Here is a 23,213-nt window from a genome sequence, read left to right on the forward strand (position 1 = left end):
TATACGTAGCTTATGATGCTCAGGCCTGCTGGCTTTCGCGTTCAGCAATAAACGCCAGCGCTTTGTTGATGCGTTCTACGCTGCGGGATTTACCAATCGCATGAACGGTCACGTCGAGGGCCGGAGATTGTCCAGCGCCGGTTACCGCAACGCGCAGCGGCATCCCAACTTTCCCCATCCCAACTTCCAGCTCATCCGCCGTCGCCTGAATAGCGTGGTGAACGTTTTCTGCCGTCCAGTCGGTCACCGCAGCCAGCTTATCGCGTACCACTTCCAGCGGCTGACGCGCAACCGGGCGCAGGTGTTTTTTCGCCGCGTCGGCGTCAAACTCGGCAAACTCTTCATAGAAATAACGGCAGCTCGCCGCCATCTCCTTCAGCGTTTTGCAACGCTCGCCGAGCAGCTTCACCAGCTCAGCCAGCTGCGGGCCGTTACGGGTATCGATATTTTCCTGCTCGATATGCCACTGCAGATGCGTTGCCACATACTCCGGCGCCAGGGAGTTAATGTAGTGATGGTTCAGCCACTGCAGCTTCTCGGTGTTAAACGCGCTGGCGGATTTACTGACCGCACCGAGGGAGAAGAGCTTAATCATCTCTTCACGGGTGAAGATCTCCTGATCGCCGCTGGACCAGCCCAGACGTACCAGGTAGTTCAGCAGCGCTTCAGGCAGGTAGCCATCGTCGCGATACTGCATCACGCTCACCGCACCGTGGCGCTTAGAGAGCTTTTTACCGTCATCGCCGTTGATCATCGAAACGTGCGCATAGACCGGCACCGGCGCGTCCAATGCTTTAAGGATATTGATCTGACGCGGGGTGTTGTTGATATGGTCTTCACCACGGATCACGTGGGTGATCTCCATATCCCAGTCATCCACGACAACGCAGAAGTTATAGGTCGGAGAACCGTCGGTGCGGCGAATGATCAGATCGTCCAGTTCCTGGTTACTGAACTCAATCGGTCCGCGGATCTGATCGTCAAAAATAACGGAACCGTCCTGCGGGTTGGCAAAACGTACCACGCACGGTTCGTTGTCCGCATGATGTTCGTGACCATGGCGGCAGCGACCGTCGTAGCGAGGTTTCTCGCCGTTTGCCATCTGCTCTTCACGCAGCGCGTCGAGGCGCTCTTTAGAGCAGTAGCATTTATAGGCCGTGCCCGCTTCCAGCATTTCATCAATAACGGCGTTGTAGCGGTCAAAACGTTTAGTCTGGAAATATGGACCTTCGTCCCACTCCAGATTCAGCCAGTTCATCCCATCCATAATGGCTTCGATTGCTTCCGGCGTGGAGCGCTCGAGATCGGTGTCTTCAATACGCAGTACAAACTCACCGTTGTTGTTGCGGGCAAAAAGCCAGGAGTAGAGAGCAGTACGCGCGCCGCCAACGTGCAGGTAGCCTGTCGGGCTGGGCGCGAAGCGAGTTTTGATTTTCATGAAATGGCCTTACGTTTAATAAAGATGCCGACAACCGGCAGAGTCTGTTGGTATTTATGGGTGAATATTCTAACACCGTAGGCTGATTCCTCAATGTAGTTCCCGTCTGAACGTCACGCTTTGCCATTTTTGTTTATAAATCATGCGTCGCGGATGCTTTCGCGATCGTTTTGTTTAATTTTACGACGAACAAACAAATTATTTAGAAAAGGCGTTGACTCATTTTCAACTCTCCCTATAATGCGACTCCACACAGCGGGGGTGATTAGCTCAGCTGGGAGAGCACCTCCCTTACAAGGAGGGGGTCGGCGGTTCGAACCCGTCATCACCCACCAACTACTTTACGTAGTCTCCGCCGTGTAGCAAGAAATTGAGAAGTGGGTGATTAGCTCAGCTGGGAGAGCACCTCCCTTACAAGGAGGGGGTCGGCGGTTCGATCCCGTCATCACCCACCACTTTCTCGCCAGCTGGATTTCTTGCAATAAAATGAAGTACCGAAGTGGGTGATTAGCTCAGCTGGGAGAGCACCTCCCTTACAAGGAGGGGGTCGGCGGTTCGATCCCGTCATCACCCACCACTTCGGGTCGTTAGCTCAGTTGGTAGAGCAGTTGACTTTTAATCAATTGGTCGCAGGTTCGAATCCTGCACGACCCACCAATGTAGAAAGGCGCCCTAAAGGCGCCTTTTTGCTATTTCCGATTCGTGCTGGATGAGAACCTGCCGCAGGTTCGACAAAATCGTCGGGAACGATTTTGCATCGCCGCTCGCGGCGACCCGTAGGGCGAGTCTCAGGATGAGACGAGTGATATCCTGCACGACCCACAGCTCACCCCCTCACTTTTCTTTTATTTCTGAACACCACGCACGCCCCTGGAGAGCCAAACGCCTCACCGCTGATACAGCGGATCCTCGGTTCTGCCTGCGGTCAGCGTATTCCCCTCTTCACGCACCACCTCCCACAGCGCCTGGGCGGCGGTTGAAAGCGAGCGTTTTTTGCGCTGCGCCAGCATCAGCTGACGCTCAACGACCGGCGTTAGCCGCTTAACCCGCAAATGGCTGCCCTGAGGCAGCGGTAGCGCCAGCGCCGGTAGGATGCTGATACCAATTCCTGACTCCACCATCGGAAACAGCGTCGCCGGATGCCCAATCTCCTGCACAATATTGGCGTCAATGCCAAAGCGCGCCAGCGCGGCGTCAATCAGCGGCCGGCTGCCGGAGGCGTAGTCCTGCAATACCAGCCGCTGGTGCTGCAGATCCTGCCAGCTCACCGATGCCCTTTCGGCAAAAGGATGATCCTCCCGACATAAAAGCAAAAACGGCTCAGACAGGACCGTCTCACACTGCAAATCCGTCGCGGCGCCGGGATCGATAACAATGCCAAAATCCACCTCTCCCTGCCGAATGCTCTCCAGAACCCACTGCTGAGGGCGATCGTGGAGCACAAAATCAATCTCCGGGTAACGCTGATTGCTGTGGGCAATACACTGGGGGATGAGGTGAGCGGAAATCGTCTGGCTGGCGGCAACCCGCACGGTTCCCGTCAGCTGCTGGCCCACGCGTCCGGCGTCGCGCAGCGTACTGTTCAGCTCGTCCAGCAGCCGCTCAAGCCGACCCGCCAGCTGATGCCCCGCCTCCGTCAGCACCACCTCTCGGGTGGTTCTGTCGAGCAGCCGCACGCCGGTCTGATGCTCCAGCTCCTTAACGCTATGGCTCACCGCCGACTGGCTGAGCCCAATCATCGCCCCTGCCCGGCTGAAGCTTCTCGCCCTGGCGACGGTGACAAATACCTTTAACTGACGCAGCGAATAATTCATCTTTTTTATTCATGAATAGATGCAATAAATCAATTTTATTTCTCAAACTAAAAAAAGCACAATAGCGAAATCGATTTTCAGGAGCGATTATGAAATTTTTCCGCATTCTTGACCCATTTACCCTTACCCTGGTTACCGTCGTCCTGCTGGCCTCCTTTTTCCCGGCGCGCGGCGAATTTGTCCCCTTCTTTGAGCACCTCACCACCGCGGCTATCGCCCTGCTGTTCTTTATGCACGGCGCAAAGCTCTCCCGCGAGGCGATTATCTCCGGCGGCGGCCACTGGCGTTTGCATCTGTGGGTGATGTGCAGCACCTTTATCGTCTTCCCCGTTTTAGGGGTGCTGTTTGCGTGGTGGGCGCCGATAAACGTCGATCCATCGCTCTATACCGGCTTTATTTATCTCTGCATTCTGCCCGCTACCGTACAGTCAGCGATCGCCTTCACTTCGCTGGCTGGCGGAAACGTAGCGGCGGCCGTATGTTCAGCCTCGGCATCGAGCCTGCTGGGAATTTTCATTTCACCGCTGCTGGTCGGGCTACTGATGAATCTGCACGGCGCCGGCGGCAGCCTGGAGCAGGTCGGCAAGATTATGCTGCAGCTTCTGCTGCCGTTCGTCCTCGGTCATCTGTCCCGTCCGTGGATTGGCGCATGGGTGGCACGGCATAAAAAATGGATTTCAAAAACCGACCAGACCTCTATCCTGCTGGTCGTCTACTCGGCGTTTAGTGAGGCGGTGGTGAACGGTATCTGGCATAAAGTCGGTCCAGGCTCGCTGCTTTTCATCGTCGCCGTCAGCATCGTGCTGCTGGCCATCGTTATCGCCATTAACATCTTTGTGGCGCGCAAATGCGGCTTCAATAAAGCGGATGAAATTACCATTGTCTTCTGCGGATCGAAAAAGAGCCTGGCAAACGGGATCCCGATGGCCAATATTCTCTTTCCAACCTCGATTCTGGGGATCATGGTGCTGCCGCTGATGATTTTCCATCAGATCCAGCTGATGGTGTGCGCCGTGCTGGCACGACGCTATAAACGACAGGCGGAAGAGCGGCTGGCGCGTGAAAACGCCAGCGCGCCAGAGGCTTAACGCGGCTGCTTGAGGGGCTGAACCAGCTGGGTCAGCCCTTCAGTTTTAATCAATAAGGTTAACGCCATCAGCTCGCCAAGATGCCCGGCGGGAAACTGCTCCTTACGGGCAAACCACAGCAAATACTCTTCAGGTACGTCAATCAAACGACGACCTTTATATTTGCCAAACGGCATTTCCGTATTGGCAATCTCGATAAGCCGTTCCTTATCCACGTTAATCTCCCAACAGCCGCAGCATTTCGGCTTCATCGATCACCGCAATACCCAGCTCCTGCGCTTTAGCCAGCTTCGACCCCGCAGCTTCCCCGGCAATCACCAGATCGGTTTTCTTTGATACGCTGCCCGCCACTTTCGCCCCTAACGCCACCAGCCGCGCCTTGGCATCATCACGGGACAGCAGGCTCAGGCTGCCGGTGAGGACCACGGTTTTGCCGGCAAACGGGCTATCGATCTCTTCGGCATTGACCACCACCGGCGCGGGCCAGCGGACGCCCTCCGCGCGCAGCTGGGCGATAACCTCTCGGTTGCTCTCTTCAGCAAAGAAATTTCGCACGTGGGTAGCCACCACAATACCGACGTCCGGCACCTTCTGCAGATCGTCAATGGATGCCTGCTCGAGTGCCTCAATCGTCGCAAAATGCGCCGCCAGCCCCGCGGCCGTTGCTTCGCCGACCTCACGAATGCCGAGCGCGTAAAGGAAGCGGGCAAAGGTGGTCTCTTTCGATTTTTCCAGCGAATTGACCACGTTTTGCGCCGACTTTGGCCCCATACGATCAAGGCCGGTGAGCTTACCCGGGCTTAAGCGGAACAGGTCGGCCGGCGTATGCACGTACTCTTTCTCAACCAGCTGGTCGATGATCTTGTCGCCCATGCCTTCAACGTCTAACGCGCGGCGGGAAACGAAGTGCTTTAAGGCCTCTTTACGCTGCGCACCGCAAATTAATCCGCCGGTACAGCGCGTCACCACTTCGCCTTCCACGCGCTCAACGTCTGAATGACAGACCGGGCAGTGGGTCGGGAAGAGGATTTCTCGCGTATCTTCCGGACGTTCGGAGAGCACAACGTTAACCACCTGAGGAATAACGTCCCCGGCGCGGCGGATCACCACCTTATCGCCGATTCGCAGACCCAGGCGTTCAATTTCATCGGCGTTGTGCAGCGTGGCGTTACTCACCAGCACGCCGGCAACATGGACCGGCTCAAGGCGCGCCACCGGCGTGATAGCTCCGGTACGGCCAACCTGGAACTCCACGTCGCGCACGAAGGTCATCTGCTCCTGAGCGGGGAACTTAAAGGCAACGGCCCAGCGCGGGGCGCGGGCGACAAAGCCGAGCTGCTCCTGAAGCGCCAGAGAATCTACTTTGATGACCACGCCGTCGATATCAAAGCCTAACGTCGGGCGGTCCTCCTCAACCTTACGATAGTAAGTAAGTACTTCCTCTGGAGTGCGGCAGAGCGTTACGCGCTCGCTAACCGGCAATCCCCAGGCCTTAAACTGCTGCAGACGCCCGGAATGACTCGCCGGCAGCTCGCCGCCTTCCAGCGCACCCACGCCGTAGCAAAAGAAAGTAAGCGGTCGCTTCGCTGTGATCCGCGGGTCGAGCTGGCGCAGGGAGCCTGCGGCCGCATTGCGCGGGTTAGCAAAGACCTTGCCGCCGCTACGACGCGCCTCGTCGTTAATTTTTTCGAACCCGGCCTGCGGCAGGAACACCTCGCCGCGCACTTCCAGGCGCGCAGGAATATTGTCACCGCGCAGCTTCAGCGGGATCGCGCGAATCGTCCTCACATTAGAGGTAATATCCTCGCCGGTGGTACCGTCGCCGCGCGTTGCCGCCTGCACCAGCACGCCGTTTTCGTAGAGAATACTCACCGCCAGTCCGTCCAGCTTCAGCTCACAGCAGTAGACCAGATCGTCGCTGCTTTTCAGCCGGTCCTGAACGCGCTTGTTAAACGCGAGGAAGCTCTCTTCGTCAAAGACGTTATCCAGCGAAAGCATCGGGACTTCATGGCGAATCTGGCTGAAGGAGGCCAGCGGAGCCGCGCCCACGCGCTGAGTCGGCGAGTCCGAGACGATGAGTTCGGGATGCTCGGCTTCCAGCTCGCGCAGTTCGCGCATCAGCCGGTCATATTCCGCATCGGGAACTTCAGGGGTATCCATAACGTGGTACAGATATTCATGATGGCGAAGCGTGGTTCGCAGTTCAGTCAGTTTTTGTTCGATCGGTTCCATATCGCACCATCAATGATAAAAAACCCCCGACGGGCGGGGGTTCAGGATTGGGAGACGAAACGCAGGTCGGTGAATCAGGCGTTAGCCTCTTTCACTTCACGAATACGGTCTTGATATTCACGCATTTTCTGCGGAGTCATCATCCGACGCTGATCGTCCAACACCACGCCACCGACTTCGTCAGCGATGTACTGTGCAGACTGCAGCATCAGCTTAAAGTTTTGCAGCTCGTCGCCGAAGGACGGCACCTGCATAAAGATAGTGACCCCAGGCGTCGTCATATCCGCCATGCTGTCCGGGTTGAAGGTACCGGGTTTCACCATATTCGCGAGGCTGAACAGGATCTGGCCGCTGCCGTCCGGGCTGAGATGGCGATGGAAGATATTCATATCGCCAAATTTGAAGCCCGCCTGCTGGATGCTGTTGATTAACACTTCACCGTTGATCTGCGAGCCCTGATGCGCAGACACGTTCATCACGATGACCGTCTCTTTACGCTCTTTTGGCTGAGGGGCTGCCGGCGCGGGTTCCGCAATCGCCGGTTCAGGCGCTGGCTGAGTCGGTGCGGCGGCGGCTGGCTGGACCGGAGCAGGCTGCGGTGCGCTGTGCGCTACCGGCTGCTGAGGCGCCTGCGCCACGGGCTGATGCTGCACTGGCTGCTGCGGCGCTACCGGCTGATGCTGGGGCGCGCTGGTTTGCGGCTGCGGGGCCTGCGGCTGGTGATTGGCAGGCTGCGGCTGGCGAACGGGTTCTTCCGCACGCACGGGCGGCTGCACCTGACGTTCGTAAGGCGGCTGATACTGGTGTTGCGGCGTCTGACGAGGTGCCTCTTGCTCCCCATTGTGACCATTTGGGGCGTGATTAACCCGATGAACACGAACTTCACCTACGCCTTCAACATCGTCATCGAAGCCATCGCTTTCAGACTCTTCGTCATCGCGAGACTTCATACGTTTTAGTGGGCGATCGCGAAACATCGAGGAACGTTCTTTACGGCTGGTCCAGAAACCGTGTACCAGTAAAGCGATTATGGCGATCGCGCCAACAATGATTAATATCAGACGCAAATCCTGCATCATTATATTCTCTGTTGTTCTAACACCTTGCCACCACGGCAAACATTTACTTACTAAGAGTATTTGTCGATTACGCCGAGTGCAAGTGGGTCTACCGCTTTCACTACATAAAGATGAACTAAATCGTGCTTTTTGCTGCTTTTTCGAACATTTCCTAACTGGTTATTGTCTGGCAACCCGATAAAATAAGCGGGCATTCAGCCTGAATGCCAAAAAAGGAGCATCGCCTGACCATGGTTTCAACATCCACCACTTCCCCGCGTAGCGGCGTTTACTATTTTTCGCAGGGCTGGAAACTGATCGGGCTGCCGGGAATTCGTCGTTTCGTATTTCTGCCTTTATTAGTCAATATTATCCTGATGGGGGGCGCCTTCTGGTGGCTGTTTACGCGCCTTGATAGCTGGATCCCCTCGCTGATGAGCCACGTGCCGGAATGGCTGAGCTGGCTCAACTATTTGCTGTGGCCGGTCATGGTCATCTCGATTCTGCTGGTCTTCGGCTACTTTTTCTCCACCATTGCCAACTGGATTGCCGCCCCGTTTAGCGGCCTGCTGGCGGAGCAGCTGGAGGCGCGCCTAACCGGCGCCACGCCTCCCGACGTCGGCGTATTCGGCATAATGAAAGATGTTCCGCGCATCATGAAGCGTGAGTGGCAAAAGTTTTCCTGGTATCTGCCGCGCGCCATCATTCTGCTGATCCTGTACTTCATTCCAGGCATCGGCCAGACCGTGGCGCCGGTGCTGTGGTTCCTGTTCAGCGCGTGGATGCTGGCCATTCAGTACTGCGACTACCCGTTTGATAACCACAAGGTACCGTTTAAGACCATGCGTGAGGCGCTGCGTACGCGCAAAGTCACCAACATGCAGTTTGGCGCGCTGACCAGCCTGTTCACCATGATCCCGGTCCTCAACCTCGTTATCCTGCCGGTGGCCATTTGCGGCGCAACGGCGATGTGGGTCGACTGCTATCGCGATAAACATGCGATGTGGAAATAGGCCCTGACGGATGAGCCAGGCCTATGGATGGGCCAAAAATCGCGACTTCACGGCCCCTCATTTTCAGCGTTACCGGGCGACGGCTTATGCCGCGCCTTATTCCTTCTGGCTTGCCATTATTTCCCTTACGAATATAGATATGCTAAATCCTTACTTCCGCATATTCTTTAAGCGGGTATGCTGAAGCCGTACTCCCAAATTTCATACAGTTAAGGACGGGCCATGAGTAAGATTTTTGAAGATAACTCCCTGACTATCGGTCATACGCCGCTAGTCCGACTGAACCGAATCGGTAACGGACGCATCCTGGCAAAGGTTGAATCTCGCAACCCGAGCTTTAGCGTTAAATGCCGTATCGGTGCCAATATGATTTGGGATGCTGAAAAACGCGGAGTATTGAAAGCGGGCGTTGAGCTGGTAGAACCGACCAGCGGCAACACCGGTATCGCCCTCGCCTACGTCGCCGCAGCCCGCGGCTACAAGCTGACGCTGACCATGCCGGAAACCATGAGCATCGAACGCCGTAAGCTGCTGAAAGCGCTGGGTGCCAACCTGGTACTGACCGAAGGCGCGAAAGGCATGAAAGGGGCGATTCAAAAAGCCGAAGAAATCGTTGCCAGCAACCCGGAAAAATATCTGCTGCTGCAGCAGTTCAGCAACCCGGCAAACCCGGAAATTCATGAAAAGACCACCGGCCCGGAAATCTGGGAAGATACCGATGGTCAGGTTGACGTCTTTATCTCCGGCGTCGGCACCGGCGGTACGCTGACCGGCGTAAGTCGCTACATTAAAGGCACCAAGGGCAAAAAAGATCTGATTACCGTTGCGGTCGAGCCGACCGATTCACCGGTGATCGCTCAGGCGCTGGCGGGCCAGGAGCTCAAGCCAGGCCCGCACAAAATTCAGGGGATCGGCGCCGGCTTTATTCCCGGCAACCTCGATCTGAAGCTGGTCGATAAAGTCGTGGCCATCACCAACGAAGAGGCTATCTCGACCGCCCGTCGCCTGATGGATGAAGAGGGTATCCTTGCCGGTATCTCCTCCGGCGCTGCCGTCGCCGCCGCGCTTAAGCTGCAGGAAGATGAGGCCTTTACCAATAAGAATATAGTGGTTATCCTACCTTCTTCTGGTGAGCGTTATTTAAGCACAGCCCTGTTTGCCGATCTCTTCACCGAGAAAGAACTGCAACAGTGATGCCAGCTTGTAAGTATCGTGTAAAAAAGCACCTTTTTAGGTGCTTTTTTGTGGCATACGTCAAAGTTTTACCCCTCCTGGCATTGATTCACCGCGTAGGGTCTGGTATTTAACCAGCACATTTATTTTGATGCGCGAAATTATTCAGAATTGGATTTCCATAAGCTGAATCGATTTTATGATTTGGTTCAAGTCTTCCTTTCGCGGCATAATGTTTAATGACGTGCCAGACGTCAACGGCCAGATGGTCCTCACAGCGGTTCACCGCTGCCGACACCTTAGCCAGACACGTAACGCCGGCGCTAACAATACAGGCTAAAGCCTGGCCGTTAGGCTAGACTTTAGGTCCACAACACTAAACCTATAAGTTGGGGAAATATAATGTTCCAGCAAGAAGTTACCATTACCGCTCCGAACGGTCTGCACACCCGCCCTGCTGCTCAGTTTGTTAAAGAAGCTAAAGGCTTTACTTCTGAGATCACTGTTACCTCCAACGGCAAAAGCGCCAGCGCCAAAAGCCTGTTCAAACTGCAAACTCTGGGTCTGACTCAGGGTACCGTAGTCACCATCTCCGCTGAAGGCGAAGATGAGCAGAAAGCAGTTGAGCATCTGGTAAAACTGATGGCTGAACTCGAATAAGTTCACGGGTTCTTTTTAATATCAGTCACAAGTAAGGTAGGGTTATGATTTCAGGCATTTTAGCATCCCCGGGTATCGCTTTCGGTAAGGCTCTCCTGCTGAAAGAAGACGAAATTGTCATCGACCGGAAGAAAATTTCTGCCGATAAGGTTGAGCAGGAAATTGAACGTTTCCTGAGTGGCCGCACCAAGGCCTCCGCCCAGCTGGAGGTCATCAAAACCAAAGCTGGTGAAACTTTCGGTGAAGAAAAAGAAGCCATCTTCGAAGGGCACATCATGCTGCTGGAAGATGAGGAGCTTGAGCAGGAAATCATAGCCCTGATTAAAGATAAGCACATGACTGCCGACGCGGCAGCTAATGAAATTATCGAAGGCCAGGCTATCGCTCTGGAAGAGCTGGATGATGAATACCTGAAAGAGCGTGCGGCTGACGTACGCGATATTGGTAAGCGCCTGCTGCGTAACATCCTTGGCCTGGCAATCATCGATCTGAGCGCGATTCAGGATGAAGTCATTCTGGTTGCCGCCGATCTTACCCCGTCAGAAACTGCACAGCTGAACCTGAACAAGGTGCTGGGCTTTATCACCGACGCGGGCGGCCGTACTTCCCACACCTCCATCATGGCGCGCTCCCTTGAGCTGCCGGCAATTGTCGGCACCGGTAGCGTAACCACGCAGGTGAAAAACGGCGACTATCTGGTGCTTGACGCGGTCAACAACCAGGTGCTGGTTAACCCAAGCAACGAACAAATTGAAGAGCTGCGCGATCTGCAGGCTCAGGTCGCTGAAGAGAAAGCCGAGCTGGCGAAGCTGAAAGATCTGCCGGCCATCACGCTCGACGGCCATCAGGTTGAAGTGTGCGCCAACATCGGTACCGTTCGCGATATCGACGGTGCTGAACGTAACGGCGCGGAAGGCGTAGGCCTGTACCGTACCGAATTCCTGTTCATGGACCGCGACGCGCTGCCGACTGAAGAAGAACAGTTCGCCGCCTACAAAGCGGTAGCTGAAGCGTGCGGCTCTCAGGCAGTTATCGTGCGCACCATGGATATCGGTGGCGATAAAGAGCTGCCGTACATGAACTTCCCGAAAGAAGAGAACCCGTTCCTCGGCTGGCGTGCCGTGCGTATCGCAATGGATCGTAAAGAGATCCTGCGTGACCAGGTTCGCGCCATCCTGCGTGCCTCTGCTTTCGGTAAGCTGCGCATCATGTTCCCGATGATCATCTCTGTTGAAGAAGTGCGTGCGCTGAAGAAAGAGATTGAAATCTATAAGCAGGAACTGCGTGACGAAGGTAAAGCATTTGACGAAACAATCGAAGTTGGCGTGATGGTTGAAACGCCGGCCGCTGCCACGATTGCCCGTCACTTAGCGAAGGAAGTTGATTTCTTTAGTATCGGAACCAATGATTTAACGCAGTATACTCTGGCAGTTGACCGTGGTAATGATATGATTTCACATCTTTACCAGCCAATGTCACCATCCGTCCTGACGCTGATTAAGCAAGTTATTGATGCTTCTCACGCTGAAGGCAAATGGACCGGCATGTGTGGTGAGCTTGCGGGCGATGAACGTGCTACACTTCTGTTGCTGGGTATGGGGCTGGACGAATTCTCTATGAGCGCCATTTCCATCCCGCGCATCAAGAAGATTATTCGTAACACGAACTTCGAAGATGCGAAAGTATTAGCAGAGCAGGCTCTTGCTCAACCGACAACGGACGAGTTAATGACGCTGGTTAACAAGTTCATTGAAGAAAAAACAATCTGCTAATCCATAAGATGCGCGGCCCAAATTACTGCTTAGGAGAAGATCATGGGTTTGTTCGATAAATTGAAATCTCTGGTTTCTGATGACAAAAAAGACACCGGAACTATTGAGATTATTGCTCCGCTCTCTGGCGAGATCGTTAACATCGAAGACGTGCCGGATGTGGTTTTTGCAGAAAAAATTGTGGGTGATGGCATCGCCATCAAGCCTACCGGCAACAAAATGGTTGCGCCGGTAGACGGCACCATCGGTAAAATCTTTGAAACCAACCATGCGTTCTCTATCGAATCCGATAGCGGCATCGAGCTGTTCGTTCACTTCGGTATTGATACCGTTGAGCTGAAAGGCGAAGGCTTCAAGCGTATTGCTGAAGAAGGCCAGCGCGTGAAAATCGGTGACCCGGTTATCGAATTTGACCTGCCGCTGCTGGAAGAGAAAGCCAAGTCTACCCTGACTCCGGTTGTTATCTCCAACATGGACGAGATCAAAGAGCTGATCAAACTGTCCGGTAGCGTGACCGTGGGTGAAACTCCGGTTATTCGCATCAAGAAGTAATTCTTGCCGCAGAAAAATGGCGCCTTCTGGCGCCATTTTTTTATCTCCGCATCGCCGGATCCGGCCGTTACCCTCTTCTCAACGCTGGTAGGATCAGCTCATCGCTACCGTGCTCTGCGGTCCAGGTCATCACCGCCAGCACCCGCTGCGCCGCTGCGCGCGTCGCGTCACCTAACGCCTGTCCGCTCACTAAACCACTGATCAGCTCAGCGCAGAAAAGGTCGCCCGTGCCCTTCAGATCCGTTTCTACCCGCGGATGGATAACCACCTCCACCGACTCTGCCGTCACTACCAGCACATTCATGGTGGCGCTATCGAGGCCCGGCGCGCTGGTGATAACCACCCATTTCAGCGTTTCGGACAGCAGGCTACGCGCGGCGCTCACCGCCTCCTGCTGGCTGCGGCAGGACATACCGCTGAGCGTTTCCAGCTCAAAAAGGTTAGGCGTGATCCCCTGGGCCAGCGGCAGCAGGTGGCGACGATAGGCCTCCGGGATTTCTGCCTTAACGTAAATGCCGCTGTCAACGTCGCCGATCACCGGATCGACCAGAATACACAGCTCAGGGTGGCTATCGCGGATCCGCATCAGCCACTGCGCCAGACGCTCAATCTGCACCGCGCTCCCCATATAGCCCGCGGTAACCGCCCGCAGCTCGCGTAGCGCATCGCGCTCTTCCAGCGCGCGCAGATAGCCAACGAACCACTCTTCAGGGATCACCCCGCCGTAGTAGGTATCGTAGTGCGGCGTATTGCTGAACAGCACCGTCGGCACGGCCATGACCCGCAGGCCGTGCTGTTCGATTGCCGGCACCGCGATGCTGTTGCCCACGCTGCCGTAAACGACCTGCGACTGCACGGCAACGATATCGACCTGCAGCGCCCGGCTTTTGTCATTGAAGAGCACCGATTGTATTTCGTCTTGCTGGCCCATCCCGTCTCCTCCCGCTGGACAGCGGGTTATACCCTGATTATTATTCGTCTTATGCTAAAATTCATTTTGTCATAGGTCAATAATGTTCGCCGGAAAAACCGCCAATGATATCTTCGATAACATCCGTCATCTGGTGCAGAGCGGAGCGTTACAACCCGGCGACATGCTGCCTCCGGTTCGCGAGCTGGCTACCAGACTCGCCGTTAACCGCAATACCGTCGCTGCGGCCTATAAGCGCCTGGTGACCTCCGGACTGGCCGTAAGCCAGGGGCGCAACGGTACGGCAATCAGAGCCCCCGGCGCGCCAATGGTGCTCGAGGGCAGCGCCCAGGGCTCTGCGCTGAACGATATTTCCGGCGGCAACCCCGACCCACGGCGTCTCCCCGACCTCACCCGCTATCTTCCTGGCCTCAGCCCGGCTCCGCGCCTGTACGGCAGCGCCGCCGTTGACCCGAAGCTGGCCCGCTGGGCGCACGACTGGGTGCAAAAAGACGTGACAGCTGAGAGCGAAATCAACCTCACCAGCGGCGCGATTGACGCCCTGGAGCGGCTCCTGTGCGCTCTGCTGCTGCCCGGCGATCGGGTGGTAGTGGAAGACCCCTGCTTTCTCAGCAGCATCAACATGCTGCGCTATGCCGGTTTTAACGCCTGTCCGGTGCCGGTCGATAGCGAAGGCATGCAGCCTGCCGCGCTGGAGGAGGCGTTACGCCAGGGCGCCCGCGCGGTCATTATCACCCCGCGCGCGCACAATCCCACCGGCTGCAGCCTGAGCGAGGCGCGGGCCGCGGCGATGCGCGAAATCCTGGCCCGCTACCCGCAGGTGCTGGTCATTCTCGACGACCATTTTGCCCTGCTCTCATCCACGCCGTGGCACTCTCCTCTGCCCGAGGAGACCCGGCGCTGGGCGCTGATCCGCTCGATGTCAAAGGCCCTGGGACCCGACTTGCGGCTGGCGGTTGTCGCCAGCGATCCCACCACCTCAGCGGCGCTGAGGCTGCGCCTCAACTCCGGTAGCCAGTGGGTCAGCCATCTGCTGCAGGATTTGGCGCTGGCCTGTCTGAATGATAGCGTGTTTACTGCCTCCCTGGCGCAAACCCGCCGCGCCTACCGCCAGCGTAATGAAAGGCTGGCCAGCGCCCTTACCCGCCGCGGTATCGATAACCCTGGCCCCGGCGATGGCCTGAACTTTTGGCTTCCGCTGTCGGCGCCGAGCCAGCCGCTTGCGCTGCGCCTGGCCCGCGCCGGTTGGCTGGTGCGCGAAGGCGAGCCCTTTGGCATTCGCGCGCCGTCATATGGATTACGGCTCTCGCTCGCCGCCCTCACTCCCGATGAGATTGACCGGCTGGCCGGGGATCTCCATCACGCGCTTTCCCCACACAAACCGGAGTCAATATCATGTCAAACCCGCAGCTAAAAGCGGCCATCGAAGCCTGCGACCGGGCTATCTCGCAGGAAGACTACGCCACCTTAATGGCCTACTACGCGGAAGACGCCGTGCTGGTCGTTAAGCCGGGAATGGTAGTCAGGGGCAAAGAGAATATCCGCAAGGCTTTCGTCGCGATTGCCGACTATTTTCAGCATCGGCTGGTCGTCACCCAGGGAAAAATGGAGATTATTGAAGGCGCGGGAAATGCGCTGGTGATAATGGAAACGCGGCTGGATATCCCCACCGCGGAGGGTGGTTCAACGCAGGTCACGCGCCGCGCGACCTACGTTTTCCAGCTGCAGAACGATCGCTGGCTCTGCAGCGTTGATAACTCCTACGGCACCGACCTGCTGGACCAGCCGCCGGTTTAAATACCCGCGCCCTGGGCAAAGTGCTCTTCGCCAAATACGCCGGTAGAAAGATAGCGATCGCCGCGATCGCAGACGATCGCCACCACCACCGCCCCGGGATTTTCCCGGGCGATACGCAGCGCGCCGGCCACCGCACCACCGGAGCTTACGCCGCAAAAAATGCCTTCCCGGATAGCCAGCATACGCATGGTGTTTTCCGCATCCTGCTGATGAATATCCAGCACCGCGTCCACCAGCGAGGCATTAAAAATGCCCGGCATATACTCCGCCGGCCAGCGGCGGATGCCCGGGATGCTGCTCCCCTCCTCCGGCTGCAGGCCGACAATGCTCACCGGCTTATGCTGTTCGCGCAGGAAGCGTGAAACGCCGGTAATCGTACCGGTCGTCCCCATGCTGGAGACAAAATGGCTGATGCGCCCCTCGGTCTGCTGCCAAATTTCCGGCCCGGTGGTAGTGTAGTGCGCGTAGGGATTATCGGGATTATTGAACTGATCCAGCAGCTTACCTTCGCCACGCTGCGCCATCTCGGCGGCGAGGTCACGCGCGCCTTCCATTCCCTGCTCTTTGGTGACCAGAATCAGCTCGGCGCCGTATGCCCGCATGGCGGCGCGGCGCTCCTGGCTCATATTATCGGGCATCAGCAGCTTCATCTGATAGCCTTTCAGCGCCGCGATCATCGCCAGCGCGATGCCGGTATTGCCGCTGGTCGCTTCAATCAGCATGTCGCCGGGGGCGATTTCGCCACGTTTTTCCGCCTCGACGATCATCGAAAGCGCAGCGCGGTCCTTAACGGAACCCGCCGGGTTATTGCCTTCCAGTTTGACCCAGATTTCGCTGCCGTTGTCCGGCCCCAGGCGCTGCAACTTAACCAGAGGAGTATTGCCGATGGTTTGTTCTAATGTATTCACGGTTTTTACCCAATAAAAAGGCCGGGGTCTGAGTTTACCCGGCCTGCAAACGTCCCCGGATGGCGCTGCATCCGGGCTACCTAATCCTTGCCGTCGCCTGAACGACGATAAACTGAGGGTTAAGCTATCAGGCAGATTCTGCCAGAGCAAGCTCCTCGCGCGGCTCGATACGCTCTTTGCCGTTGTACAGGCGCGCGTTTTGCAAGCCGACAAACAGACGTTCGCCGCGATACGGCGCGTCGTTGCCGGGCAGGACCACGGTCAGCGGCTCGTCATACCACCCGAGCGGCTGCACGACTAATTGGGTGTAGTGGCCTTTCGGGCTGGCTTCCAGCACCTGTACCGGCAGCGGTGAATCAAGGCTGGTACGGCGGCTGATATCGACCTCCCACGGACGCAGGAACAGATCGACCGGCCCCTGATACGCCGGGGTATAGCCCAACGGCCAGCGGTGGGCGCCAACGTGGAACTGGCCGCCGCGGATGGTCCCCTTCAGGCGGTTAACTTCGCCCATAAACTCCAGCACGAATCGGGTAGAAGGTTCGCGCCAGACCCGTTCCGGGGCGTCGGCCTGCTCGATGCTGCCCTGGCTCATGACCACCACGCGATCGGCGACTTCCATCGCCTCTTCCTGATCGTGGGTCACAAACACGCTGGTAAACTTGAGCTCTTCATGCAGCTGACGCAGCCAGCGGCGGAGCTCTTTACGCACCTGGGCATCCAGCGCGCCAAAGGGCTCATCAAGCAGCAGAATCTGCGGCTCAACGGCCAGCGCGCGCGCAAGGGCCACGCGCTGTTTCTGACCGCCGGAGAGCTGCGCCGGATAACGATCGGCAAGGTGCGCCAGCTGCACCATTTCCAGCAGCTTCGTCACCTTAGCCTTGATCCCGGCGGCGTTCGGCCGTTCACGGCGCGGCAGCACCGTCAGGCCAAAGGCGATATTGTCGAATACCGTCATATGGCGGAACAGCGCGTAGTGCTGGAACACAAAGCCCACTTTACGATCGCGGGCGTGCACGCGGCTCACGTCGGTACCGTGAAAGCGAATATGGCCGCTGGACTGATTCTCCAGGCCGGCAATGATGCGCAGCAGCGTCGTTTTCCCGGAGCCTGAAGGCCCCAGCAGCGCCACCATCTGTCCGGAAGGGATATCCAGCGAGATATCATTCAGCACCTGGGTGCGACCAAAAGATTTCTTAATATTGGCAATCTCAATGCTCATGATTTCCCTCCAGCTGCGCACGTTTTTCCTGATTGGCCAAACGCCATTGCACAAAACTTTTCAAAAACAGGGTCAAAATAGCCATTAACGTCAGCAGAGCTGCGGCGGTAAATGAACCCACGGAATTGTAATCCTGCTCCAGCAGCTCAATTTGCAGCGGCAGCGATAACGTCTCGCCGCGAATTGACCCGGAGACCACCGACACCGCGCCGAACTCGCCGATGGCGCGCGCGTTGGTCAGCACCACGCCGTACAGCAGCGCCCAGCGAATATTGGGCAGCGTGACCCGACGGAACATCTGCCAGCCCGATGCGCCGAGCAGAATCGCCGCCTCATCTTCGTTGCTGCCCTGGCTCATCATCACCGGCACCAGCTCGCGCACTACAAACGGACAGGTCACGAAGATCGTTGCCAGCACCATGCCCGGCCAGGCAAACATAATCTGCAGGTTATGCTCATCCAGCCAGCCGCCAAGTGGGCCGTTAGAGCCGTAAAACAGCAGATAGACCAGCCCCGCCACTACCGGCGAAACGGCAAAAGGGATATCCAGCAGCGTCAGCAGAAGCTGGCGGCCGGGGAAGGTAAAGCGCGTCACCAGCCAGGCAAGCAGCGTACCGAATACCAGGTTCACCGGTACCGTAATCAGCGCAATCATCACCGTCAGCCAGATCGCGTGCAGCATATCCGGGTCGGCGAGGTTTTGCAGGACCGGCATCAGGCCTTTACTAAAGGCCTGAACGAAGATGTAAACCATCGGCACGATAAGAATGAAGGCGGAAACCAGCATCCCGGTACCAATCAGAAACCATTTCCCCCAGTTGATGCGGGGCGTGTCGTAACGCTTCAATTGAGTAACTTCCGCCATTAGTGACCTACCACACGTCGACCAAAGCGACTTTGCAGGGTGTTGATGGAATACAGCAGCAGCAGCGAGGCGGCCAGGATCACCGAGGCGATTGCGCTCGCCGCCGGGTAGTCAAACTCCTGCAGACGCACAAAAATCATCAGCGAGGTGACTTCCGTCTTCCACGCGATATTTCCGGCGATAAAGATAACCGCCCCGAACTCACCCAGGCTGCGGGTAAATGACAGGGCAACGCCGGCCAGCAGCGCCGGAGAGAGCTCCGGAAGCACGACTTTACGGAAGCTCTGCAGACGCGTGGCGCCCAGCGTTTCCGCGGCCTCTTCGTATTCAGGGCCCAGCTCTTCCAGCACCGGCTGAACGGTACGCACCACGAACGGGATGCTGGTAAAAGCCATCGCCACCGCAATACCCAGCCAGGTATAGGTGACCTTGATATCAAACTTCGCCAGCCACTCGCCGTAAAAGCCGTTAACCGAAAACAGCGACGCCAGGGTCAGGCCCGCTACCGCCGTCGGCAGCGCAAAGGGCAGATCGATCAGCGCATCGAGCAGCGTGCGGCCAGGAAAACGATAGCGCGTCAGGATCCACGCCATCAGCAGGCCAAACACGCCGTTAAAAATAGAGGCCACAAAGGCCGACAGCAGCGTCACCTTATACGCGGCAACCACCTGCGGGTTGGTAACAACATCCCAGTACTGTCCCCAGCTCATCTGCGCCAGCTGCATCACCAGCGCGCTCAGAGGAAGCAGCAGAATTAAACAGACAAACAGCAGGCTGGTGCCGAGGCTCAGGGTAAAGCCCGGCAGCACGCGCTTAGAGGCAACAGCAAACATTACTTACGCCCCGCCGCCAACAGTTTGTCCAGCTCACCGCCGCTGGCAAAATGCGTTTTCATGACCTGCGGCCAGGATCCAAACTTGTCCTCAACGCGGAACAGTTCGGTCTGCGGGAATTTATCCTTCAGCGTTTCCATCACCTGCGGGTTATTCACGCGGTAGTAGTAGTCGGTGATGATCGTCTGCGCCTGCGGGCTGTAGAGCCAGTTCAGGTAGGCTTTTGCCGCCTTCTCCGTGCCGTTGGCCTTGACGTTTTTATCCACCCACGCCACCGGGAATTCGGCAAGAACGTTGGTTTTCGGCACCACTACCTCAAACCCCTGCGCTTCATACTGCTTGCGGATGTTGTTCACTTCCGATTCGAAGCTAATCAGCACATCGCCCAGCCCGCGCTCTGCGAAGGTGGTGGTCGCGCCGCGGCCGCCGGTATCAAACACTTCGACATTTTTCAGGAACTGGGTCATGAACTGCTCGGTTTTGGCTTTATCGCCGCCGTCGGCTTTATCCGCTGCGCCCCATGCGGCTAAATAGGTGTAGCGCGCGTTGCCCGACGTTTTCGGGTTCGGGAAGATAAGCTTCACGTCGGAACGGACGAGATCGTTCCAGTCATGGATATTTTTCGGGTTCCCTTTGCGTACCAGGAAGCCCATCGTGGAGTAGAACGGCGAGCTGTTGTTAGGCAGACGGCTCTGCCAGTCGGCCGGGATCAGGTTGCCTTTGTCATGCAGGACCTGCACGTCGGTCACCTGGTTATAGGTCACCACGTCGGCTTTTAAGCCCTGCAGGATCGCCAGCGCCTGCTTTGACGAGCCGGCGTGGGACTGCTTAATCGTCAGCTTATCGCCGGCGTTATCTTTCGCCCACTGCTGTTCAAACGGCGGGTTAAGGGCGGCAAACAGCTCGCGCGAAACATCGTAGGAACTGTTCAGCAATTCAGTCGCCTGAGCCTGCGCAACCAGCAGCACAGAAGCAGCCAGCGCCAGGTATCCTTTGTTCAGTGATTTAACGGCCATTGCGCACCCTTATAAGATTGATGACTTTCATATGGTCATAATATTTATAACGAGTACCAAAGGAGTAACGGTTTTATATACCGTTTGGCGATTTGGAAGTAGAAAAGAGAATAAGGGGTTTGAAAATCGCGGCCGGCGGCAGAGTTAGAGAGGGGCGAGTGAGGATAGCAGCCCTCCCCGCCGGGGAGAGGGCGATGGCGCAGGAAGACCTACAGCGCCAGAATACGCTCTACGGACGGCGCGAAGTAATAGCCGCCGGTTACCGGTTTGGTAAAGCGCAGCATGGCGTCGCGCTTGCCGTCGGTATCACCAAACATGCTCAGCAGCTGCTGTTCAATGTTGTAGATACGGGCGCAGTAGGCGCAGAAATAGAGGCCGTGCGTGCCGCTGGCGGTACCGTACGGCAGGCTCTGGCGCACAATCTTCAGCCCTTTGCCGTCCTCTTTCAGGTCAACGCGGCTGAGATGCGAGGTCTCCGGGCGATCGTCGCCGTCAATCTCTTCATTGGCCTCTTTGGTCCGGCCAATCATCATCTCCTGATCCGGAACGCTCATGCGGTTTAGCTGCTTGAGGTTGTGCTCCCAGCGCTGAACAAAGACGTAGCTCCCGCCCGCATCGACGCCATCTTTGATAATGGCGACATCACGACGCGTCTCTTCGCCGGCCGGGTTTTCGGTACCGTCGACAAAGCCGCTGAGGTCACGCTCTTCGATCCAGCGGAAGCCGTGGACTTCCTCTTTGACCTCAACTATGCCGCCAAACGCTGCCATCGCCGCCTGGGCGACGGAGAAGTTCACTTCATGACGAGCGGACAGGATATGAATCAGCAGATCGTACTGAGTCGATGGCGCCAGGCCTTTTCCGTAAACGGGAAACTCTTTTAGCTCTTCGGCACCCACGCCGCCGCTCAGCTCGCACCAGACGTTATTGCCAAAGGCAATGGCCGCCCCCAGCTGCGCGTCCGGGTATTTAGCCTGAAAGGTGGCTAACTTATCGATAAAGTTTTTGCTGGCTTCACGCAGGGCGTTAACGTCCCCTTTTACATTGGCTTCAATCCAAATCGCCGCACGGCAATGTTCCGGCAAAATGCCGCTCTGAACCTGAGACATCGCTCCTCCTGAAATGAGACAACCACAACGCTGTGGCGCTTAAACGCGACTATTGTACGCGTTTTTTGCCGCCGTCGTGTCTCTCCAGATCAAATTAGCGGCGCCAGGTGATTTTACCGATTTTCCAGTTTTTCAGCGTATCGTCTGAAGGCATCAGCTCTTCCGGGCCGCTCCAGTGGCCGGTGAAGGCGTAGCTGATATGCTGGCTGCCCTGCGCCTGACACTCGACCACCGCGCCGTTGTCGCTGCTGGCCTTCTGACAGTTGCCGAACGCTTTGCTGTACAGCTCGCTGAACGGAGTCCCTACCTGCACGCCGCTCTCGGTTTTGATTTCGCTGTCGCGCACGTCGATGCGGCTGATGGTGCCGTTCTCGCCGTTAATCGTCATCACCACCTTGTCGTCCTTCAGCGCCTCAAAGTAGCGCACGATATTGCCGTTGGCGGTTTTCATGCCGCTGCGCAGGCGGTAGCCGCCGCCGAGCGCGTCGCTGATGGCCTGTTCATTTAGCGGCGTGGCGGCCGTCAGATTACCCACCCCCTGCTCGGTGACCTCCATGGAGGAACCAAACCAGTTCCACGGCAGCACCCCGGACCAGTTGACCGCGCTCATCGTCGAGCAGCCGGTTAACGCCAGCGGGAGCGCGCAAAGAAGTAAACGTAGCGATTTCATGAGATCGTCCTTTCCTGTTAATTTGACGCCTGTTGGAGTGCGAGATCGGCAAAAAGTGCCGTTAAACCTGCTCTTCCTGGAAACAGGCTCTCAGCCGACGGCTGCTCAGCAGCCACCACAGCGCATAAATATCCGCCACCAGCAGGCCGATGGTCAGGGCCGAAGGCGACTCGCCGCCCAGCCACAGCAGCGGCTGCCAGATAAGCAGCAGCGTCTGAGAGAGCACCAGCAGCCAGCGTATCAGCGGCCAGAAGCGGGGAAAGCGCTGCCGCTGGCCGCTGACGATAAACGCCAGCACCGCCGGTATTCCGGGCAGCAGCCCAAGCCAGAAGTTGTCATGATCGGGGTAGAACAGATTCAGCAGAACATCGCCCTGCTGCCGCGACGCCCCGGCCATAATAAACAGCACCCAGGTTCGCGCCTGCAGCAGCAGGACGCACCAGAAGAGGAACGGCAGCCTTAGCCGGCCGTGCGCATCAAAATCGGCGGGGATGAGCTCAGTATTCTTCATCTTCAATCAAACGCTTACCCAGGCTGAGCACGTCCGCATATTCGTAGCCAAGCCGTTCATACATGCCCTGCACGACCTCGTTGTCTTCGCGGATCATGATGTTAATTTTTGGGCAGCCGCGGGCGGTGAGCTTTTTTTCCAGCCGGTTAAGCAGCGCGTTGGCGATGCCGCGTCCGCGATACTCCGGATGAACGCCGAGATAGTAGGCCGAACCGCGATGACCGTCGTAGCCGCCCATCACCGTGCCAACGACCTCACCGTTAACCTCGGCAACCAGAAACAGGCTGACATCGTGATTAACCTTACGCTCGATATCCATTTCCGGGTCATTCCACGGGCGCAGAAGCTCGCAGCGCTCCCAGAGAGTTATCACCTCTTCAAAATCCTGCTGGCGAAAAACGCGTATCTCCATGGTATTCCCCATCTTTTAGGCATAAAAAAAGTGATTATGGCGTGATTATGCCCGATAGCCAATATCAGGCGAAATTAACCTCAAAAAATGACATAATATGACCTTGTCACGTATTGAAATGAAAAGTAAAACAATTCTT

At 56.8% G+C, this 23,213-nt stretch carries 23 protein-coding genes, 4 tRNA genes and 1 other RNA gene; 13 read left to right on the forward strand and 15 right to left on the reverse strand.

Annotation, left to right across the window (positions count from 1 at the left end):
- Positions 1–19: 19 nt before the first annotated feature.
- Positions 20–1,438: a glutamate--tRNA ligase gene (gene gltX, locus M2416_RS21185; RefSeq protein ID WP_259226541.1), complete on the reverse strand. Its 1,419-nt coding sequence runs from the start codon at positions 1,436–1,438 to the stop codon at positions 20–22.
- Between the two features lie 259 nt (positions 1,439–1,697).
- Here gltX and M2416_RS21190 point away from each other — a divergent pair.
- The 5 genes from M2416_RS21190 (at position 1,698) to M2416_RS21210 (ending at position 2,263) form a co-directional block, all read left to right on the forward strand.
- Positions 1,698–1,773, forward strand: a tRNA-Val gene (locus M2416_RS21190).
- A gap of 44 nt (positions 1,774–1,817) precedes the next feature.
- Positions 1,818–1,893: transfer RNA gene (locus M2416_RS21195), tRNA-Val, on the forward strand.
- A gap of 46 nt (positions 1,894–1,939) precedes the next feature.
- Positions 1,940–2,015: transfer RNA gene (locus tag M2416_RS21200), tRNA-Val, on the forward strand.
- A 4-nt stretch (positions 2,016–2,019) separates the two neighbouring features.
- Positions 2,020–2,095, forward strand: a tRNA-Lys gene (locus M2416_RS21205).
- A gap of 31 nt (positions 2,096–2,126) precedes the next feature.
- A non-coding RNA gene (locus M2416_RS21210) (RtT sRNA) lies at positions 2,127–2,263 on the forward strand.
- Positions 2,264–2,325: 62 nt separating this feature from the next.
- On the opposite strand, the gene M2416_RS21215 is transcribed toward M2416_RS21210, so the two are convergent.
- Positions 2,326–3,252 (reverse strand): LysR family transcriptional regulator, encoded by a 927-nt coding sequence (locus M2416_RS21215; protein ID WP_041146643.1) that lies wholly within the window; start codon positions 3,250–3,252, stop codon positions 2,326–2,328.
- 89 nt (positions 3,253–3,341) lie between these two features.
- Between M2416_RS21215 and M2416_RS21220 the strand changes: the two genes are divergently transcribed.
- The gene (locus tag M2416_RS21220; RefSeq protein ID WP_259226543.1) at positions 3,342–4,340 is read left to right on the forward strand and encodes a bile acid:sodium symporter family protein; all 999 of its coding nucleotides are present in this window, start codon (positions 3,342–3,344) and stop codon (positions 4,338–4,340) included.
- Here M2416_RS21220 and M2416_RS21225 read toward each other — a convergent pair.
- The 3 genes from M2416_RS21225 to zipA all read right to left on the reverse strand — a co-directional run bounded on the left by M2416_RS21225 (position 4,337) and on the right by zipA (position 7,651).
- The gene (locus M2416_RS21225; protein ID WP_041147715.1) at positions 4,337–4,555 is read right to left on the reverse strand and encodes a DUF3820 family protein; all 219 of its coding nucleotides are present in this window, start codon (positions 4,553–4,555) and stop codon (positions 4,337–4,339) included. The genes M2416_RS21220 and M2416_RS21225 overlap by 4 nt on opposite strands.
- Position 4,556: 1 nt before the next feature.
- Positions 4,557–6,572: an NAD-dependent DNA ligase LigA gene (ligA, locus tag M2416_RS21230; RefSeq protein ID WP_135184171.1), complete on the reverse strand. Its 2,016-nt coding sequence runs from the start codon at positions 6,570–6,572 to the stop codon at positions 4,557–4,559.
- A 74-nt stretch (positions 6,573–6,646) separates the two neighbouring features.
- Positions 6,647–7,651 (reverse strand): cell division protein ZipA, encoded by a 1,005-nt coding sequence (gene zipA, locus M2416_RS21235; protein ID WP_259226546.1) that lies wholly within the window; start codon positions 7,649–7,651, stop codon positions 6,647–6,649.
- A 230-nt stretch (positions 7,652–7,881) separates the two neighbouring features.
- On the opposite strand from zipA, the gene cysZ reads away from it, so the two are divergent.
- From cysZ to crr, 5 genes are all read left to right on the forward strand, one after another.
- Positions 7,882–8,643 carry a sulfate transporter CysZ gene (cysZ, locus tag M2416_RS21240; protein ID WP_076947701.1) on the forward strand — a complete coding sequence of 254 codons (762 nt, stop codon included), beginning with the start codon at positions 7,882–7,884 and terminating at the stop codon, positions 8,641–8,643.
- A 222-nt stretch (positions 8,644–8,865) separates the two neighbouring features.
- Positions 8,866–9,837: a cysteine synthase A gene (cysK, locus tag M2416_RS21245; protein ID WP_041146648.1), complete on the forward strand. Its 972-nt coding sequence runs from the start codon at positions 8,866–8,868 to the stop codon at positions 9,835–9,837.
- 381 nt (positions 9,838–10,218) lie between these two features.
- Positions 10,219–10,476 (forward strand): phosphocarrier protein Hpr, encoded by a 258-nt coding sequence (gene ptsH, locus M2416_RS21250; protein ID WP_000487600.1) that lies wholly within the window; start codon positions 10,219–10,221, stop codon positions 10,474–10,476.
- A 44-nt stretch (positions 10,477–10,520) separates the two neighbouring features.
- Positions 10,521–12,248 (forward strand): phosphoenolpyruvate-protein phosphotransferase PtsI, encoded by a 1,728-nt coding sequence (gene ptsI / locus M2416_RS21255; protein ID WP_041146649.1) that lies wholly within the window; start codon positions 10,521–10,523, stop codon positions 12,246–12,248.
- Positions 12,249–12,290: 42 nt separating this feature from the next.
- Positions 12,291–12,800 carry a PTS glucose transporter subunit IIA gene (gene crr, locus M2416_RS21260; protein WP_041146650.1) on the forward strand — a complete coding sequence of 170 codons (510 nt, stop codon included), beginning with the start codon at positions 12,291–12,293 and terminating at the stop codon, positions 12,798–12,800.
- Between the two features lie 67 nt (positions 12,801–12,867).
- Here crr and pdxK read toward each other — a convergent pair whose 3' ends face one another.
- Positions 12,868–13,731: a pyridoxine/pyridoxal/pyridoxamine kinase gene (gene pdxK / locus M2416_RS21265; protein ID WP_041146651.1), complete on the reverse strand. Its 864-nt coding sequence runs from the start codon at positions 13,729–13,731 to the stop codon at positions 12,868–12,870.
- An 82-nt stretch (positions 13,732–13,813) separates the two neighbouring features.
- Here pdxK and ptsJ point away from each other — a divergent pair, with 82 nt between their 5' ends.
- Both ptsJ and M2416_RS21275 read left to right on the forward strand, forming a co-directional pair.
- Positions 13,814–15,145, forward strand: a complete 1,332-nt coding sequence (gene ptsJ, locus M2416_RS21270; protein WP_076947702.1) for a MocR-like B6 salvage transcription factor PtsJ — start codon at positions 13,814–13,816, stop codon at positions 15,143–15,145.
- Positions 15,127–15,528 (forward strand): YybH family protein, encoded by a 402-nt coding sequence (locus M2416_RS21275; RefSeq protein ID WP_123710298.1) that lies wholly within the window; start codon positions 15,127–15,129, stop codon positions 15,526–15,528. The genes ptsJ and M2416_RS21275 overlap by 19 nt, the downstream gene beginning before the upstream one ends.
- On the opposite strand, the gene cysM is transcribed toward M2416_RS21275, so the two are convergent.
- The 9 genes from cysM to M2416_RS21320 form a co-directional block, all read right to left on the reverse strand.
- Positions 15,525–16,436, reverse strand: coding sequence for a cysteine synthase CysM (gene cysM / locus M2416_RS21280; RefSeq protein ID WP_259226562.1), 912 nt, complete (start codon positions 16,434–16,436; stop codon positions 15,525–15,527). The two genes, M2416_RS21275 and cysM, sit on opposite strands and share 4 nt — an antisense overlap.
- Before the next feature lie 127 nt (positions 16,437–16,563).
- A complete protein-coding gene (gene cysA, locus M2416_RS21285; protein ID WP_076947705.1) occupies positions 16,564–17,658 on the reverse strand; it encodes a sulfate/thiosulfate ABC transporter ATP-binding protein CysA in 1,095 nt (364 codons plus the stop codon).
- Entirely contained in the window at positions 17,648–18,523 is an 876-nt protein-coding gene (cysW, locus tag M2416_RS21290; protein ID WP_041146656.1) for a sulfate/thiosulfate ABC transporter permease CysW, read from the reverse strand. The genes cysA and cysW overlap by 11 nt, the downstream gene beginning before the upstream one ends.
- Complete coding sequence (cysT, locus tag M2416_RS21295; RefSeq protein WP_041146657.1) at positions 18,523–19,356, reverse strand: sulfate/thiosulfate ABC transporter permease CysT; 834 nt, start codon at positions 19,354–19,356, stop codon at positions 18,523–18,525. The genes cysW and cysT overlap by 1 nt, the downstream gene beginning before the upstream one ends.
- Positions 19,356–20,372, reverse strand: a complete 1,017-nt coding sequence (locus M2416_RS21300; protein ID WP_041146658.1) for a sulfate ABC transporter substrate-binding protein — start codon at positions 20,370–20,372, stop codon at positions 19,356–19,358. Before M2416_RS21300 ends, cysT begins: the two co-directional genes overlap by 1 nt.
- 209 nt (positions 20,373–20,581) lie before the next feature.
- Entirely contained in the window at positions 20,582–21,481 is a 900-nt protein-coding gene (locus M2416_RS21305; RefSeq protein WP_259226570.1) for a Dyp-type peroxidase, read from the reverse strand.
- A gap of 94 nt (positions 21,482–21,575) precedes the next feature.
- Positions 21,576–22,151, reverse strand: a complete 576-nt coding sequence (locus M2416_RS21310) for an RpoE-regulated lipoprotein (RefSeq protein ID WP_259226572.1) — start codon at positions 22,149–22,151, stop codon at positions 21,576–21,578.
- Positions 22,152–22,212: 61 nt separating this feature from the next.
- Positions 22,213–22,662, reverse strand: coding sequence for a DUF2919 domain-containing protein (locus M2416_RS21315; protein ID WP_076947709.1), 450 nt, complete (start codon positions 22,660–22,662; stop codon positions 22,213–22,215).
- Positions 22,649–23,074 (reverse strand): GNAT family acetyltransferase, encoded by a 426-nt coding sequence (locus M2416_RS21320; RefSeq protein WP_041146662.1) that lies wholly within the window; start codon positions 23,072–23,074, stop codon positions 22,649–22,651. Before M2416_RS21320 ends, M2416_RS21315 begins: the two co-directional genes overlap by 14 nt.
- Positions 23,075–23,213: the final 139 nt, after the last annotated feature.

The sequence above is a fragment of the Klebsiella sp. BIGb0132 genome, from assembly GCF_024810075.1.
GTDB classification, from domain to species: domain Bacteria; phylum Pseudomonadota; class Gammaproteobacteria; order Enterobacterales; family Enterobacteriaceae; genus Klebsiella; species Klebsiella terrigena.

Coding starts and splice junctions, on each gene's coding strand:
- gltX (WP_259226541.1), bottom strand. CDS start 1,438: ATGAAAATCAAAACTCGCTTCGCGCCCAGCCCGACAGGCTACCTGCAC.
- M2416_RS21215 (WP_041146643.1), bottom strand. CDS start 3,252: ATGAATTATTCGCTGCGTCAGTTAAAGGTATTTGTCACCGTCGCCAGG.
- M2416_RS21220 (WP_259226543.1), top strand. CDS start 3,342: ATGAAATTTTTCCGCATTCTTGACCCATTTACCCTTACCCTGGTTACC.
- ligA (WP_135184171.1), bottom strand. CDS start 6,572: ATGGAACCGATCGAACAAAAACTGACTGAACTGCGAACCACGCTTCGC.
- zipA (WP_259226546.1), bottom strand. CDS start 7,651: ATGATGCAGGATTTGCGTCTGATATTAATCATTGTTGGCGCGATCGCC.
- cysZ (WP_076947701.1), top strand. CDS start 7,882: ATGGTTTCAACATCCACCACTTCCCCGCGTAGCGGCGTTTACTATTTT.
- cysK (WP_041146648.1), top strand. CDS start 8,866: ATGAGTAAGATTTTTGAAGATAACTCCCTGACTATCGGTCATACGCCG.
- ptsH (WP_000487600.1), top strand. CDS start 10,219: ATGTTCCAGCAAGAAGTTACCATTACCGCTCCGAACGGTCTGCACACC.
- ptsI (WP_041146649.1), top strand. CDS start 10,521: ATGATTTCAGGCATTTTAGCATCCCCGGGTATCGCTTTCGGTAAGGCT.
- crr (WP_041146650.1), top strand. CDS start 12,291: ATGGGTTTGTTCGATAAATTGAAATCTCTGGTTTCTGATGACAAAAAA.
- pdxK (WP_041146651.1), bottom strand. CDS start 13,731: ATGGGCCAGCAAGACGAAATACAATCGGTGCTCTTCAATGACAAAAGC.
- ptsJ (WP_076947702.1), top strand. CDS start 13,814: ATGTTCGCCGGAAAAACCGCCAATGATATCTTCGATAACATCCGTCAT.
- M2416_RS21275 (WP_123710298.1), top strand. CDS start 15,127: ATGTCAAACCCGCAGCTAAAAGCGGCCATCGAAGCCTGCGACCGGGCT.
- cysA (WP_076947705.1), bottom strand. CDS start 17,658: ATGAGCATTGAGATTGCCAATATTAAGAAATCTTTTGGTCGCACCCAG.
- cysW (WP_041146656.1), bottom strand. CDS start 18,523: ATGGCGGAAGTTACTCAATTGAAGCGTTACGACACGCCCCGCATCAAC.
- cysT (WP_041146657.1), bottom strand. CDS start 19,356: ATGTTTGCTGTTGCCTCTAAGCGCGTGCTGCCGGGCTTTACCCTGAGC.
- M2416_RS21300 (WP_041146658.1), bottom strand. CDS start 20,372: ATGGCCGTTAAATCACTGAACAAAGGATACCTGGCGCTGGCTGCTTCT.
- M2416_RS21305 (WP_259226570.1), bottom strand. CDS start 21,481: ATGTCTCAGGTTCAGAGCGGCATTTTGCCGGAACATTGCCGTGCGGCG.
- M2416_RS21310 (WP_259226572.1), bottom strand. CDS start 22,151: ATGAAATCGCTACGTTTACTTCTTTGCGCGCTCCCGCTGGCGTTAACC.
- M2416_RS21315 (WP_076947709.1), bottom strand. CDS start 22,662: ATGAAGAATACTGAGCTCATCCCCGCCGATTTTGATGCGCACGGCCGG.
- M2416_RS21320 (WP_041146662.1), bottom strand. CDS start 23,074: ATGGAGATACGCGTTTTTCGCCAGCAGGATTTTGAAGAGGTGATAACT.